The organism is Edaphobacter flagellatus (genome assembly GCF_025264665.1).
Taxonomy (GTDB): domain Bacteria; phylum Acidobacteriota; class Terriglobia; order Terriglobales; family Acidobacteriaceae; genus Edaphobacter; species Edaphobacter flagellatus.
This window is the reverse complement of record NZ_CP073697.1, coordinates 3,026,828-3,042,209: the sequence shown is the minus strand read 5'-3', so window position 1 is coordinate 3,042,209 and position 15,382 is coordinate 3,026,828. Positions and strand designations below refer to the sequence as shown.

General features: G+C 52.0%; 11 protein-coding genes and 1 tRNA gene. 6 read left to right on the top strand and 6 right to left on the bottom strand.

Going from position 1 to position 15,382, the window contains the following annotated elements; genetic code table 11:
• Positions 1-389: 389 nt before the first annotated feature.
• Positions 390-1,736 carry a hypothetical protein gene (locus KFE13_RS12735; protein ID WP_260703488.1) on the bottom strand — a complete coding sequence of 449 codons (1,347 nt, stop codon included), beginning with the start codon at positions 1,734-1,736 and terminating at the stop codon, positions 390-392.
• Between the two features lie 380 nt (positions 1,737-2,116).
• On the opposite strand from KFE13_RS12735, the gene KFE13_RS12730 reads away from it, so the two are divergent.
• Positions 2,117-5,506 (top strand): TonB-dependent receptor, encoded by a 3,390-nt coding sequence (locus tag KFE13_RS12730; protein WP_260703487.1) that lies wholly within the window; start codon positions 2,117-2,119, stop codon positions 5,504-5,506.
• A 65-nt stretch (positions 5,507-5,571) separates the two neighbouring features.
• The gene (locus tag KFE13_RS12725; protein ID WP_260703486.1) at positions 5,572-6,933 is read left to right on the top strand and encodes an alkaline phosphatase family protein; all 1,362 of its coding nucleotides are present in this window, start codon (positions 5,572-5,574) and stop codon (positions 6,931-6,933) included.
• Positions 6,934-6,995: 62 nt separating this feature from the next.
• Here KFE13_RS12725 and KFE13_RS12720 read toward each other — a convergent pair whose 3' ends face one another.
• From KFE13_RS12720 to KFE13_RS12700, 5 genes are all read right to left on the bottom strand, one after another.
• The gene (locus KFE13_RS12720; RefSeq protein ID WP_260703485.1) at positions 6,996-8,594 is read right to left on the bottom strand and encodes an acido-empty-quinoprotein group A; all 1,599 of its coding nucleotides are present in this window, start codon (positions 8,592-8,594) and stop codon (positions 6,996-6,998) included.
• Positions 8,591-9,679 carry a c-type cytochrome gene (locus tag KFE13_RS12715; protein ID WP_260703484.1) on the bottom strand — a complete coding sequence of 363 codons (1,089 nt, stop codon included), beginning with the start codon at positions 9,677-9,679 and terminating at the stop codon, positions 8,591-8,593. Before KFE13_RS12715 ends, KFE13_RS12720 begins: the two co-directional genes overlap by 4 nt.
• Before the next feature lie 103 nt (positions 9,680-9,782).
• Positions 9,783-10,685 (bottom strand): sugar phosphate isomerase/epimerase family protein, encoded by a 903-nt coding sequence (locus KFE13_RS12710; protein WP_260703483.1) that lies wholly within the window; start codon positions 10,683-10,685, stop codon positions 9,783-9,785.
• 527 nt (positions 10,686-11,212) lie between these two features.
• A tRNA-Ser gene (locus KFE13_RS12705) sits at positions 11,213-11,305 on the bottom strand.
• A gap of 117 nt (positions 11,306-11,422) precedes the next feature.
• Complete coding sequence (locus KFE13_RS12700) at positions 11,423-11,980, bottom strand: inorganic diphosphatase (RefSeq protein ID WP_260703482.1); 558 nt, start codon at positions 11,978-11,980, stop codon at positions 11,423-11,425.
• 126 nt (positions 11,981-12,106) lie between these two features.
• Here KFE13_RS12700 and purS point away from each other — a divergent pair, with 126 nt between their 5' ends.
• The 4 genes from purS to hemH all read left to right on the top strand — a co-directional run bounded on the left by purS (position 12,107) and on the right by hemH (position 15,336).
• Positions 12,107-12,349 (top strand): phosphoribosylformylglycinamidine synthase subunit PurS, encoded by a 243-nt coding sequence (gene purS, locus KFE13_RS12695; RefSeq protein ID WP_260703481.1) that lies wholly within the window; start codon positions 12,107-12,109, stop codon positions 12,347-12,349.
• Between the two features lie 174 nt (positions 12,350-12,523).
• Complete coding sequence (locus KFE13_RS12690; protein WP_260703480.1) at positions 12,524-13,162, top strand: hypothetical protein; 639 nt, start codon at positions 12,524-12,526, stop codon at positions 13,160-13,162.
• A 51-nt stretch (positions 13,163-13,213) separates the two neighbouring features.
• On the top strand, positions 13,214-14,326 hold the full coding sequence (gene hemE, locus KFE13_RS12685) for a uroporphyrinogen decarboxylase (protein WP_390891566.1): 1,113 nt from the start codon (positions 13,214-13,216) through the stop codon (positions 14,324-14,326).
• Positions 14,323-15,336, top strand: a complete 1,014-nt coding sequence (hemH, locus tag KFE13_RS12680; RefSeq protein WP_260703479.1) for a ferrochelatase — start codon at positions 14,323-14,325, stop codon at positions 15,334-15,336. The genes hemE and hemH overlap by 4 nt, the downstream gene beginning before the upstream one ends.
• Positions 15,337-15,382: the final 46 nt, after the last annotated feature.

The following is a 15,382-nucleotide window of genomic DNA, read 5'->3' as shown; positions in this document are numbered from 1 at the left end:
AATCCTTCACCCCTGGAAACAAAGTGCTTCCAAAATCCTGCGATGACTGCATCATACCCAACCCGGATTCTCCAGAACTACTGTTCCGGCCGTACAGCGCGAAATAACGCGCTGTGCGGGCTCTTCACGTCAGTTTTGGGGCAAACTTTGCGGCCCATGCACACGGAATAATCGGCTCAGTCCTGTATGGCATCTTTCAACATGAACTACTAGCATCAGATCAATAACTCCACATGCGAAGCTGCCTATGCGAATCGGGGTCTTTAATCCGCTCCACATAAGCCAAATCGATGGCAAAAGCTAGCCATCCATTCGCAACGCGCATAAGGATATATACGCCAACGATGAGGCTCTCAGCCTGAAACCTTCAATTTGAGTCCCGTTTTCCCCTATCGAATGATGCGCCAGGCAACAATGGAGCTTTCGGCAGAATCTCCACCCAAGTTTTTGGTTTTGAGAAGGATCTCGAAGTGAGGAATGTAACCTGCGGACCAGTTAGCCTGCCGGAGAAATTGCATCACTCGGCGTTGGTCAGCCGAGAATTCCCAAGCGCATTCGGTTCCGGCCATAGAGGTTCCTTCCAGGAGAAGAATATTGCCTTCTCCACTTGGGTTAGCGAGATACGACGCCTTGCAATAAACGGTATATAGCTGTGCCGTGGGATCAGAGAGCCATTGAGAGGGCTCTCCTAGGCGGGGCTGCCGGTTCTCGATTGCGTATATGGTCTTGTCTTGGTCTTTGTGCAGGATGAAATTCATCTGGCCCTGGAACATCTGGTTCCATGGATTGGTTTCGCTGCTGCCAATCAGAACAACATTGTTGTGCTTAAGGTCATTCGGTCTTACATCACGCGCATAGCGCAATAAAGCTTCAGAGTTATGCAGATATGCGATATGAGAGATTTTTTGAGCAATATCAAGGTCGACCATTGAAGTGTAGCGACGGCCTATCATCGCAAGAGCAAGTTGTTGTTTATTGTCGGCAAGATTTGCCTGAGATTTCCAAAAGGAAGATGAGAGATAGTCGGCAAGGCTAAGATTTTTTTGCTGCAGATCCTGCCACATGACGACACCGCTGTCTCCTGGGACGACGATGGTAGGATGCTGCTTGGCAAACATTTCATTCCATAGGGAGATGGGATGTGTGCGGATTCTATATATAGAGACAAGTGTGAATGCGCTTACAAGCAAAACCACGCCAATTATTGCCTGTATAGGATGGAACCAAGGAAGAAAAGCGCGCCAGTAACCATCTTTCTGGCCTTTGAGTTGCGCGGTTGGATCACTCCACCTGGCTGTGTTGAGATTTTCGCCTAAGGTAATTGGGGCCGCAGGGGTTGGATTCGGAGAATCCTTGGAATCATATCTACCGGGCGATGCCGTCGCCTGGATGATGGCAGATTCGAAGCGCGGTTGATAACCTCCGCGTGGAATGAAGATTCGGACGGATTCATTTCTTCCTTCGCGCAGGTAGTACATCTCAAGCTTGCGACGAAGACGACTGGCATGAGAGCGTACGATTCCATCGATACTCGGATCGTAGTCGACGGGCAGCTGGAAGACCGCGTGACCTATTTCCTTCTCGCTAAGTTCTGCGATGCGCCCCTCGATGGACAGTTCACAGATATGTAACAGAAAGCTCGAAAGACGTTCGGACTTGTTGAATTGGGGAGAGGCGACGATACGCCCTATCAGCGCTCGCTTTTCTGCCGCAGAGACTGCCTCGTTGGATAACAAAATCCCCTCTTTCTTTTATTGTTTCGGCTTGAAGTTATCGTACGAACTTTTTGTGAACAGACTGCAACATGTGAATGGCAGATGATTATCGCTGCATTTAACATCGCGCATCTCGCTGAATTGATTGATGACATGTCGTGTTTCTGTGAATTTGCTGGAAGCATGACTAAAACGCGATCTACTTTATTCCTAACCGACGACAAGCCCATTCATTTTTGTCTCGTTCGCTCGCGTTTGCTTGCAAAACGTCGGTATCGCGCGATGAACGGGTTGCCCGTGAAGCTTTTCACAGATAACCGCAAAGGTACGCCATGCTTGATCGATCCATTCGACGATTTACACTTCTTGTCACTTATCTTGTAGCGTCCGCCTTTTCTCTTATGGCCCAGGAATTTCGAGGCACGATCTCTGGAAAAATTCTGGACCCGAGCGGGTATGCGGTACCAGATGTTAGTGTTTCGATCCACTCGTCCCAGAATGGAACCGATCAGGCGGTCAAGACAGACGCCGAGGGAATTTATCGTGTCCCGTTCCTCAATCCTGGAACATATGATGTCATCGCGACGAAAGCAGGATTCAACATTGCCAAAGCGATCAATGTTGAGGTCTTGCTGGCGCAAAACACAGAGGTAAATCTGGCGCTATCCCCTGCAGGCGTGACGCAGGAGATCGTGGTGTCAGCGTCGACCGGCCTCATCGATGTGCAGTCAGCCGATCGAGGGATGACCATCGATCATGCGCGCGTGGAGAACATGCCGCTTCAGGGGCAGAATATCTTTGCTCAAGCGTGGTCCGCACCCGGAGTTGCAGTTACATCAGGTGCGCAAAGACTGCGTCCGTTTGATGTGGGTGGATCGACCGGCATGTCAATTAATGGAGGGCAGCCCGGTGGAAATGAAGTTCTGGTGGATGGCACTTCGGCGCTGTCGCAGTCGAGCACCGTGGCATATGTGCCTCCGGTGTCGGCAACCGATGAGTTTCGCGTACAGACGTCTGTATATGATGCTCAATACGGCTGGACGAGTGGCGGCGTGGTAAACGTCGTGACTAAATCTGGGACGAACCGCTTTCATGGATCAGCATATGAACTGTTTCAGAATACGGTTCTGAATGCGAATACATACAACTCAAATTACACAGGACAGCCGCGAGGGAATTCGCACATCAACACGTTCGGCGGTTCCATCGGCGGCCCCATCCTGAAGAACCGCCTCTTTGGCTTCTTTGCCTACGAGGAGCTGCGTCAGTTTATTCCTGATCCCTTTACGACTTCGGTGCCCACTACTGCAGAGAGAAACGGTGACTTCTCGCAGACATTCTATGGTGTCGATGCAAACGGCAACAAGCTGTTGAAGACAATCTACAACCCGTACAGTACCCGGTATGATCCGGTTGCGAAGAAGTATGTTCGCGATCCGTTCCCGGGCAATATTATTCCAAAATCGATGATGAGCCAGGTAGCTCAGAATGTCCTGGCCGGTCTCCCGCAGGGCAATGTCGCTGGTAATTCTTTGACCCATCTGAATAATCTCGTGAACGGGCCCGGAGCACGAAAATTTACGGATCTGTTCGATAACTGGGTTACGCGTGTTGACTATACGCTTTCTCCTTCCACACGGATGTTTGGGCGCTACTCACGCAATAAACTTACTGAATCGCGTGGGTTCATTTATTCGACAACCGGCAGCATCAATCCTTTCGACACAACCAAGAACTCGCAGTACAACCGCGAGAACCACAATGCCACGGTGCAGTTTACTCATGTGCTGAATGCAAAGATGACGTTAGATCTGCGCACGGGTTTTGAACGTTTTCTGCTACGCAACGGCGCCTTTCAGGGGCTCAACTATGGCCTCGACAAACTAGGCTTCAACGGAACATTTGCCGGGGAGGTGCCGAATAACATTCCGGTGATGAATATGGCCGGGTATGGAGGTGCCGGCGCGCAGCCGCAGGGTATAAGCCCGATCTCGCAGGGAAATGCTTTTCAAGGACTTTTATACATGCAGGCAGGGCGTCACACGTTGCGTATGGGAGGCGAAGTCTATCTTAATCGTGTGTACATCATTAATCCGGGATATAGCTCTGGCAATTTCACCTTCAATACGATCTTTACAGGCAGCGATCCTAATACGGCAAATTCTTTCTCAGGCAGTTCGATCGCATCGTTCCTGCTGGGCACGGCTCAGTCCGGCTATGTAGACGTCAATACGACTGAGGCCCGGCAACAAATGCTGAACTCGATCTTCATCCAAGATGACATCCATGTGTCAGACCGACTCACAGTGAACGCAGGCGTGCGCTGGGATGTGCAGACCTCAATGACGGATCGGCACAACGCGGTAGCACGAGGCTTTGATTTCAACGCAACCAGTCCCCTGGCTGTTCCAGGAATGAACCTTAAGGGCGGTCTGATCTACGCAGGCGTAAACGGGACGCCGCGTGGTATCTACGACACCGACTGGAATAATTTCGGTCCTCGCATCGGAGCTGCATATCGAGTTAACGAAAAGACGGTTTTGCGTGGAGGCTATGGCCTGGTCTATTCGCAAACCTTCGATGACCCTGGCAATGCACCAGGCTTCAGTCAGCAAACGGCGATGGTAACGTCGGTGGTCACTGGAATTCCGTCAAATCTGCTAGATAATCCATTTCCAGCAGGAATTCAGAAACCAACCGGTGCAGCCCTGGGGTTGTCTGCCAATCTAGGACAGGCCCTAACCTTTGCGACTCCGCAACGAAAGCTTCCGTGGACGCAACAATACTCTGTCGAATTGCAACGAGAGCTTCCTCTTCAGGCACTGTTTTCCCTCAGTTATGTTGGCAGCAGGACTACGAGTCTTGGTCTCACACAATCGATCAACGAGATATCGGCTAGCAGCCTTGCACTTGGGACGCCCTATTTGTCTACCAATGTAAGCAACCCATTCGCGGGGCTTTTGCCGGGGACCTCACTCAACGCAGCAACTGTGCAGCGACGTCAGCTGCTGCGTCCTTATCCACAATTCCTTTCAATCACCGAGATAGCGAATTCAGTGGGTAGCTCAAACTATAACGCCATGCATGCTCTCTTACAGAAGCGTATGAATCGAGGGGCGAGCGCCAGCCTCGCATATACCTATTCCAAGACGCTTGGTCGAACCTCGTTTGCGAATCCGCAAGATACTAATCCAGAGAAAGTCGTCGCGGCGTGGGATGTAGCTCATAGCATCCAGATCAATGGCGTCTACGATCTGCCGTTTGGACGCGGACAACGTTGGGGAGCTGGGGTGCCCACGGTCCCTCGCGGCATAATCAGTGGTTGGCGCATCAGTGCTCTCGCACGGATTCAGTCGGGTATGCCGCTGACAACGCCAACCGGAGTAACGCCGACAGGTGCAAGCGCAAAGCTTGTGAATTCGAGCCTGACTCGCTGGTTTAACACTTGCACTCAATTGAGCACGGGAACATTGCAGAACTGTCAACCAGGAGAGACCCCTGTCTGGGTGACACGCGCTTCAGACACCCTTCAGACCTGGAGCACAAGACTTAGCTATGTGCGTAACCCTCCGATCCGAAATCTGGATGCGAGCATTATGCAGGAAACACCGATTCGTGAAGGTCTCACCTTTACGCTGCGCGCCGATTTCCTAAATCTAACCAACACGCCGCAGTGGTACAACGGCCCTGTAACAGATGCGACAAACGCTAATTTTGGCAAAATTGCGGGCGTATCTGACCAATCTAATCTACCCCGTGTTATTCAGCTGGCAGCAAAGTTTCTCTTCTAATCAGCACTCTCGGGTTACGGACCCAAATCCGAGAATGCTTCCTAAATTTCTCGAGGGGTATCTCAGTGCTTTTCGGCTCAAATGTCGTAACGCGTTCTTTCTATGCTGTTATCGTTGCGTTCTCCAGCAGTCTTTGGGCACAGACAGCCGATGAGGCCAAGCCTGTCCTGATGATTTCGGTGGATGCAATGAACCCGCACTATGTTCTGCACGCAGAAGACCATGCTAGCGAAACGCCGTTTCTGCAAAGTCTGCTTAGGAGGAGTGCTTATGCGGAAAGTGTGATCAATATGGTGCCGACAATCACGAATCCGAACCATGTAACTCTCGTGACTGGGACGCACCCTGAGCAGCACGGAATTTTTAACAATATGCTACAGGATCCAATTTCGAACTCCAAAGCTGCACAGATGGAGTACGGAAACGCAATCCGCGTTCCCACGCTGTGGGAAGCTGCTCACATGAAAGGCTTGAAAACCGCCAGTGTTTTATGGCCGGTCAGCCTCGGGGCTCGTGGCATCGACTACAACATTCCCTCGATCAGTACTGGGCATACTCCCGCAGATCACTATCTTTTGGAGGCCGTATCACGACCGGATGGGTTTCTTGCCGATCTGGAAAATGAGATCGGAATGTACTCTCCCGAGGAGGATGAAGACGAATTTGCTATGCGCGCGGCTGTTGCGATCATTCGTCGTGAGAAGCCGGTATTCATGACCGTCCACCTTAGTGGTTTAGATGAAGCACAACACCATAGTGGACCCGATTCCCCGGAAGCTTATGCCGCACTCAAAAGGATCGACAGTCAACTCAAGCAGATTGTAGATACTGAGCTTGCAGCATATCCCAATGCCGATATCATGATCGTTTCTGATCATGGATTCTTTCCCGTAAGCCACGTCATCAATCTCAATTCGGAATTCGCGCGCCGGGGGATATTGACCATATCGCAAAATCCTGCGGAGCATATTGATTCGTGGAAGGCATTCTCCTGGACAGGTGGAGGAAGCGCAGTTGTGATGCTGCATGATCCCAACGACGAAATAACCAAAGCGAACGTAAAGAGGATTCTGGAAGATCTTCAGAAAAACCCTGCCAATGGTATCGCTCGAGTATTATCGAGCGAGGAAGCAAAGGCGTTTGGAGGCGCGCCGGAAACGGCATTCCTTATCGATTGCTTACCCGGTTACTATATTGGCCGAGGCTTAACCACGCCACTTATCACTAGTGCCTTACAGAAGGGCACTCACGGATTTTTGCCAACACATCCGGAACTGCAGTCTTCCTTCTTCATCATGGGCCCCTCAGTGGCTCAAGGGAAAAATCTAGGAGTTATCGATATGCGGCAGATTGCAGTAACTGCTGCGAAAGAGCTTGGAGTCGACTTACCTCAAAACAACGCAACTCCACTCCCAATTTCCAAATAGGAGTGCGATAAAACCTTTACAACTGAATAAACCGCTCACGTTCACCGTTCTTGCATGGCTGCTTAATTCATGACGAAGGAAAATAACTTATCACCTGCGCCAACGAGCAGATACTGGCGACCGTCTACTTCATAGGTAATAGGGCCATTAGACATGCCCGTACTTAGGTTGGCATGCCACAATAACTTGCCGGTGGTTGCGTCGAGTGCGACAAGATTGTTGTTCGGATCGCCCGCAAACACAAGATTACCGGCTGTGCTGAGTAGGCCGCCCTTGTTCCCCGGCGTCTCCCACGTGTGGCTCCACTTGATTTTGCCAGTGCGATAATCCATCGCTTGCAGCATTGACTGAGACCAATGACCGTTTTGTTGACCGCCCCAACCTTCTGGTTTGTCGCTGTCGTCATAGATGTAGAACATCGAATACGAGTGCGTTGCGTTGACATAAAACAGCCCTGTTGCCGGACTGAATGTTGGCGGTTCCCAGTTCACTCCGCCTGAAGCATCTGGTGTAACCAACACGCCGGGAATCTGTGGTTCTTTGGAAGGGTTGGGAATCGGCTGCCCCTTGGCGTCCAGCCCCTTGGTCCAGTTTGTCTTTACAAACTCGGAACTGACATAGTTCTTTCCTGTCTCGCGATCCAACACAAAAAACCAGCCATTGCGACTTGCTTGTGCCAGCAGTTTGCGCGATTTGCCTTCCATTTCTCCGTCGAACAGAACGGGAGTCTGGACCGCGTCCCAATCGTGGGTGTCATGTGGCGATGGTTGAAAATACCATGCCATCTCTCCTGTGTCAGCATGAAGAGCCACGATGGACTCTGTATAGAGATTGGCGCCCTCGCGTTTACTTGCGGCGAGCACCGGCTGCGGATTTCCCGTACCGATGTAGAGAAGATTCAGCTCCGGATCGTAGGTGGGTGAGATCCAGGTCATGCCGCCTCCATGCGCCATCGCATCGGCATTAGGCCAGGTCTCAGAACCAAACTCACCCGGCTTTGGCACAACCGACCAGCGCCACTGCAATGCGCCAGTTTCCGGATCATGAGCCTCAAGAAATCCAGGGCGGTCCAGATCATCGCCGCTGACGCCAGTAATGACATGGTTTTTCACTACCAAGGGAGCCACTGAGGCGTAATACATCTGGTCCAGGTCGCAGATGGACTGGCTCCAAAGCTTTTTGCCATCCGCGATATTCAGCGCGACTAGATTGCAGTCCGGAGTTTCGAAGTACAAAGAATTACCGGAGATACCAACTCCACGATTGCCAAGGTGAATGCCTCCTTTGGAGGTCCACCCATAGTGCCACAAGGTCTGGCTCGAGCGTGCGTCAATCGCCCACACATGGTCTGGCACAGTGATGTAGATGACACCGTTCACGACAATCGGCGTGCCTGCAAGCCGCCGAACCACACCTTCACCCACATTGGGCAACTGATAGAGCCATGCAAGGCTAAGAGCTTTCACATTCTTGTCGTTGATTTGAGTCAGCGTACTGAAACGTCTGCCGGAATAGTCTCCATTGTAAGTCGGCCAGGAATCTGGCATTGGATGAAGTAGCGCCGCTGGATCAAGGCCTGTACCTGTCGGCTGTTGCTGGCCTGCGGCATGCATGGACGCAAGAGTAAACAGGGCTACAGAGAGAATCGAAAGAAGCTTCATTGCAGGGTCTCCAGGTAGGCCACAACGTCGTGAATATCCTTGTCGGTGTATGTATCGAGAAGTGCCTGATGGCCGGCATAAGGATTGTTCTTCTCTACCTTGAGGTCGGGGCTGCGGGTGAAGCTGAAATATTGGCCAGTGGCATCTCGCAGGGAGATATTGAAATCATCGATATTCGATGGTTCGCCAGTCACTGTTGCTCCGGAGGACGTTGTAACGGTAACGGTCGTCACACTATGTTGTCGCGAAGCGGTGCCCTGCTTAGTGATTGCGCGGTTCTCCGGGAATACGACCCTCTGCTGCAGTGCGGCTGGTTCGTATTTGCTGGCAATGTGTGCCATGTCGCCGGTCGCTGAGTGGCACCGCGTGCAACCTCCAGCGCCTTCAAAGTAGAGCTTCCCTGCCTTAGCGTCGCCCACCAGGATATTCAAGGGGTGATTATAGGGGCCCGAACGCAGCGTATCGCCAATCTGCTGATGCAAAAAGTGAGACAAGTTCACTACCTGCTCTTTGGTCAGAGTCACGGGATTCGCCTTGGGATGTCCCTGCGTAAGATACGGCCCAACCGTACTACCGTAGCGATCGTGAAGAACCAGCACCGAGCGCACTAGGTCGGTTCCGCGGCTGCCACCGCGTGCATGCGTTCCGTGACAGGTAATGCACTGCGCAATATAGATTGTCTTGCCAAGGGCAGCGGCATCTGGATCGACAACTTGCTTGTCACTGGAGCCAACTTGATCCATCAGCCCAGGCCTGCGAGGAGGCTTGCCTTCCTTAGAAGGAGCTGTGCCTGAGCTGGCTTCTTCATTGAGAGGAAAGGTTGTTGTGAGATAGCCGACGATCTGATCGAACTCGTCATCGGTAATCTTTGCACCGCGGCCGATCATGCTCGAAACGGTAGTACCCCACTGCTGCCGGGTCATTCTGCGTCCAGTAAACATCTGTACGGTATGGCAACCTGAGCAGGCGCGTTGGACGGTTTCACGGTGCGCACCTTCCGGCAGCTGAGAGCCGGGTGCTTGCCCCAGAGCAACTAGAGGCATCAGGCTAGCTGTCAGCAGAAGACAGAGACTAGTCAATCGCATGAGGTGAATCATACTTGCAGTAGACGCAAATGGGCGAATATTCGAAGTTACGTGTGCTGTGCGTGACCGCGTGTGATTCCACCTAGCAGAGCGAAACTTCCGGTTAAGCCTTAGGTCGTAACTCGCCGGACAGAATTAGAGCAAAGCGGCGACGCATTTCCTTCAGATAGTCCGCGTCGCCGGAACTGAGTTCGAGCGTCGCCGTTCCCTGATAGCCAATCTCTTCCAGCGCTGTATAGATCGCAGTCCAGTCGATATCGCCATCACCCGGAGATACCCAGCGAGCCACCATCTCGCCGCGGGCCTTATCGCGTCGGAATGAAAAATCCTTGATGTGCAGCTTCGTAATGCGCTTGCCCAGCGTACGAATCCAATCCTGCGGATAGCCGTAGAGTACGACGTTGCCCACATCGAAATAGGCGCGTATATGAGGGGAGTTGTATTCGTCGATATAGCGTGCAAACTCCAGCGGGCTGAGTAGGAACTTGTTCCAGACTTCTTCCAGCGCAAGCGATACATTTAGCTCCTCAGCTAAAGGAATCAGTTTGCGAATGGCGATCTGCGAACGCGTATACGCATCCTTATAGGATGCCTGGGCATTCACCACTCCCGGTACCAGCAGTACCGTAGAGGCCCCCCAGAGGTGTGCATTTCGAATGGAGGTGCGTGCCCCCTCAAGGCTCTTCTCCACTACAGCCGGATCGATGGAGGAAAATGGGTACTTCCAATGATCCATATTCATGACGGAGTGAATTGGCAGACCAACCTTCTCCGAAGCGGTCTTCATTGCCTCTGCATCGGCTTGATCCGATGTAGTGGGACACTCGATCTGCTCATAGCCACAATCCTTCGCAAGCTGAAAACGCTGCAGGATAGACATGTTTTCGGGCAACATGTTGTACTCAACCGCCATGCGAATGGGTAGCCGGGTGCTGGCTCGGGCGGACACAGCGGACATTACGGTCAGTGCGGTGGCAGTCTGCAGAAAGCTTCGACGATTCATCATGGGTTGGCTCTGATATTCGCATTTTGCTGACAGCGTAGGCAATCAGAATTCATTTGCAACAATACGGGAGTGGATATGCGTCTTTGTACCAGTGAACGAGAGACTAACAGGAACAGGGAGAGCAAGATTAGACGAGGTAAGCATTACCCGGCAGAGAGCAGTGGTTGAACCTGCTTCGACATATCGAAGTGGGGATAGCGGCGCAGGCACGCAAGGAAGCGGGGATCGTAGAGCAGACATATTTCCGCTGGCATCTCGGCAGATAATGACGATTGCAGGCCTTCATCCTTATTGGTTGTCAATTTTTGAGATGAGGCCCTAATGCGCGTTAAGCGTGCAAAACTCTTGCTTCCGCCATGTTGCAGAGGATTGTTTCGGATCAACAATGGGCAGAGAATCGGCGCGCCAAATTTTAGTTTTGTATTCTCAGTGTCTTTCCATCTGAGAGGGATTCTGGAGAAGGATGATCGCAGATTTCGCCGAAATTCGGCCAACCACAAAATATAAGTTCGTTAATTAGAGGACACTGGCGGAGAGTGGGGGATTCGAACCCCCGATAGAGCTTTTGACCCTATAACGGTTTAGCAAACCGCCGCCTTCAGCCACTCGGCCAACTCTCCGGGATCCGTTTTCACGGGGTTATTGTGATTATAGCGTGGGTGGCAGAATCTGTGCTCGATTCCTTTTGGATCCCCAGTTTGGACCGACATCCAGAACCTCTATCCTACACACAGAAATTATTTCGCTGTTGCCTCTTTCACCCCGGACTCAACCTGTTTATCCAAAAAGCGCTGCTGGGCCTCAATCACTTTGGCACGGGCAAAGGAGGCATCCCGCCAGCCCTTCACCTCTACGCGCTTTCCTTCGAGATCCTTATAGATGGAAAAGAAATGAGTAATCTCCTTGAGAATATGCGGGTAGATCTCCGAGAAGTTCCACACGTCTTTGTAGCGGGGGTTTCCTTTTCCGACCGCAAGCACCTTCTCATCACCAAGCCCTTGGTCCTTCATCTCCAGCAGGCCAATTGGGCGCACTTCCATCACGCAGCCAGGAAAGCTGGGTGCATCGACCAACACCAGAACATCGAGTGGATCGCCATCATCGCCGAGAGTCGATGGAATAAAACCATAATCTCCCGGATAGTGCACCGGCGAGTAGAGGTTTCGATCAAGACGAAAGACATGGAGTTCCTTGTCGTATTCGTACTTATTAATCGCCTCAAGAGGAATCTCGATAACGGCGTTGATCACTTCGGGCGAGTTCGCGCCCACGGGGAGCTCAAGATAGTTCGGCATAGTAAAAATGAGGTTCTCTTCTCAATAAGAATATGATTTAGCCAAAAGATAGCAAAGATAGCGATGACCGAGGTTCTTCCTCTACATCGATTACAGAAAACAACACCACGTCTATAATCAAGCAAGATGAAGGCCTATGTCTATGTCACGCTGAAACGAACGGTACTGGATGCCCAGGGGCAGACGATTGCAGATGCTCTACGGCGCATGTATCAAGGGGTCGCCGATGTGCGCCAGGGGAAGTATTTCGTGCTCACTATCGATGATGGTTTAGAGAAAACTGCCGCCGAAGCAGAAGTAGCGCGCATTGCCCGTGAGGTCCTGACCAATCCCGTGATCGAGGACTTCAGTTTCCGCCTAGAGGACTGAAAACAAAATTATTTATCGCTATTAAAGAGTTTTTCATAATGCCACTGAGCAAACGGTGTGCATAAAGTTGCATCCAAATAGTCACGCAGGATTGGCGTAGTGCGAAAAACGCAGTGCGTCGACACTCTTAGTCGCTGCCTATATCGAGCGCACAACCCTGTGGAGGCCCAACGGATGCGGACAATCGCCTTGTTCAGGCAATCGCTTTTCTCTCGAGCAAACCCGAACTTTTCAGCTTGGGTCGTAATCGTTTCTCTCTTTGCCCTCGCAATTCCCAAAACACTCACTGCACAGGCTAATCCAGCAGGTGTAAAAAAGGCGGATTTATCCGCCTTTGGGCTGTATTCCAGGCTGACCCCCGATTATGGTCCACAAAAAAATAACGGAATCACATTCGGCATAGATTACACGCGCTATACACGCTGGTGGGTCAATCCCTCAATCGAATTCCGCGCGAAGATTGCCAATGGCACGACCGTCGATGAAAAGTCCTGGGGTGGTGGCATTCGCGTGGAAAAGCCAATCAACCATTGGCATCCTTACGCCGATTTTCTGCTTAGCGCTGGCACCATCAATTATCACTTGCAAACTCCAGCCATCCTGCCGAACGGTAAACCGTATATCGACGATGCCACGATAACGAAAAGCTTTGGCGGTGGATTGGATTATGACCTCACTCCACGTTTTGCCCTGCGCGGAGATATGCAGTTCGAAAAATGGCATCTCGATAAATACACGCCTATTTATCTCACTCCTTATGCGTGGAGTGTCGGTGTGGTGTACAGAATTCCATTCCGGTCGTTCAACCGATAAACGGTCATTGTGGAAGCCCCTAGGCCGCTGGTGCTAGGCTCAAAAGAATAGATGGAGAGTCTTTTGAGCAATACCCCAGCGGCAAACCACTTTGAAATCGCCGGCAACGAACAAATCTTCGGTGCGAGTCGATTTGTTCGTGCCTGTCTGCGTCAACATGTTGACCGCACCCCAGTGTGGCTTCTGCGGCAGGCTGGCAGATATATGCCTGAATACATGGCAGTGCGAAAGCACCATTCTTTGCTCGATATATGTCGCACCCCTGATATTGCAGCCGAAGTAACGATTACTGCCGCTGAACGGCTTGGCGTGGATGCAGCCATTATCTTTGCAGACCTTCTTCTCCCCTTCACCCCAATGGGAGTTGACTTCGAGTTCCTCGCTGGTGAGGGCCCTGTCGTTCATTCGCCAGTTCGTACACTCGAACAGGTACAGGCCCTACGCACTGACCGCATCGCTGAACTAAGTTACGTCGCCAAAGCCATTCAGAAAGTCGCGCACCACTTCTCTTCTCCGCGCACCGATGGTGACGCACTCGGTATCATCGGCTTCTGTGGAGCTCCTTTTACACTCGCCAGCTATATGATCGAGGGTGGCTCCTCGCGCAACTACATCGAGACCAAGCGCATGATGTATAGCAACAGTGCTGCATGGCCATTGCTGATGCAGAAACTGGTCGAGGTACTTGTAGGCTTCGCTGCGCAACAGGTCGAAGCAGGAGCAGATGTCATCCAGATATTCGACAGCTGGGTAGGTTCCCTGAGCGTAACCGACTACAAAGAGTACTGCCTCAAGCCAACTACCGAACTAGTACAGCGCGTGCAGGCGCTTGGCGTTCCGGTTATCTATTTCGGCGTCGACACAGCTTCTCTCCTTTCGACAATGCGTGAGACCGGAGCAGATGTTATCGGCCTGGACTGGCGTGTTCCTCTCGCCGAAGGATGGAAGGCTCTTGGTGAAGGCTGCGCGGTGCAAGGTAATCTCGACCCAATTACGCTCTTTGCTTCTGAAGAGGTTCTGCAATCGCGTATACGCGAGATTCTCCAACAAGCTGCAGGGCGCCCGGGCCATATCTTTAACTTGGGACACGGCATTGTTCCCGGCACTCCTGTAGACAATGTCGTCAAAACCGTAGAATGGGTAAAGGAGTTCAGCGCACGATGAGCAAAGCTGTCCTTCTACTGGCCCACGGAACCCCTGATGTTCTGGGAGAGATGGCCGAGTATCTGGGCAAAGTGACTGGGGGCAGAACCCTCCCGGACGCAGTCGTCGAAGAACTGAAGCATCGTTATGCTCAGATCGGTCTCGGAGAAACTCCCGGTACAGAACCCCCTCCTCTGACAAAGTGGACCATCAAGCAGGGACAATTGCTGGAGCAAGCCTTGTCTGGCACTCCGGTATATGTGGCTATGCGCAACTGGCATCCATATATTGCTGATGTCGTCGCCAAGATGCGTGCAGACGGGGTAACTCATATACGTGCCATCTGTCTGGCTCCGCAAAACTCGCGTACAAGTGTTGGCCTGTATCGTCGAGCTCTGATGACAGCAGCCTCAGAAATTGCGGTCGAATTTATTTCGGGTTGGGCGGACCATCCGTTGTTGGCACAAGCCTTCGCCGAAAAATTATGGCCCGTATGGGCCGAAGCCTGTGCGCAAGCAGGTTACCGCGTGCCCGTGCTCTTCACGGCACACAGTGTTCCCTGCCGCACCATCATGACCGGCGAAGCCTCCATCGCAGGTGCACGCCCTGGTACTTCAGTCCAAAATACTCCTGACCCATACCCTGTGGAGGCAAAACGTACAGCCGCGATGGTCGCTGAACGTCTCGCAGTTGTCGGGTTCAAGGAAAAGAATTGGTATTTCGCATTTCAGAGTCAGGGAGTGAGTGGCGGCCCCTGGATAGGCCCCACCGTCGAAGAAACACTAAAGTCTCTGAAGGACGAGGGCCACAGAGGTGTCGTAATGCAGCCGGTTGGTTTCCTCTGCGATCACGTAGAGATCCTTTACGACATTGATATCGCCTTCCGCGAGATCGCAGACGAGATCGGCCTGAAGCTCTGGCGCGCCGAAAGCCTGAATGATTCTCCTTTACTGACTCGCGCTCTGGCGGACCTCGCATCCAATACAGATGCAATAAGTCTTGACGACTCAGCTGTAATGAGGATTGCATGACATTGCAGTTCCCAGCAACGCACATACACACTCGCCGGGTGCTGCA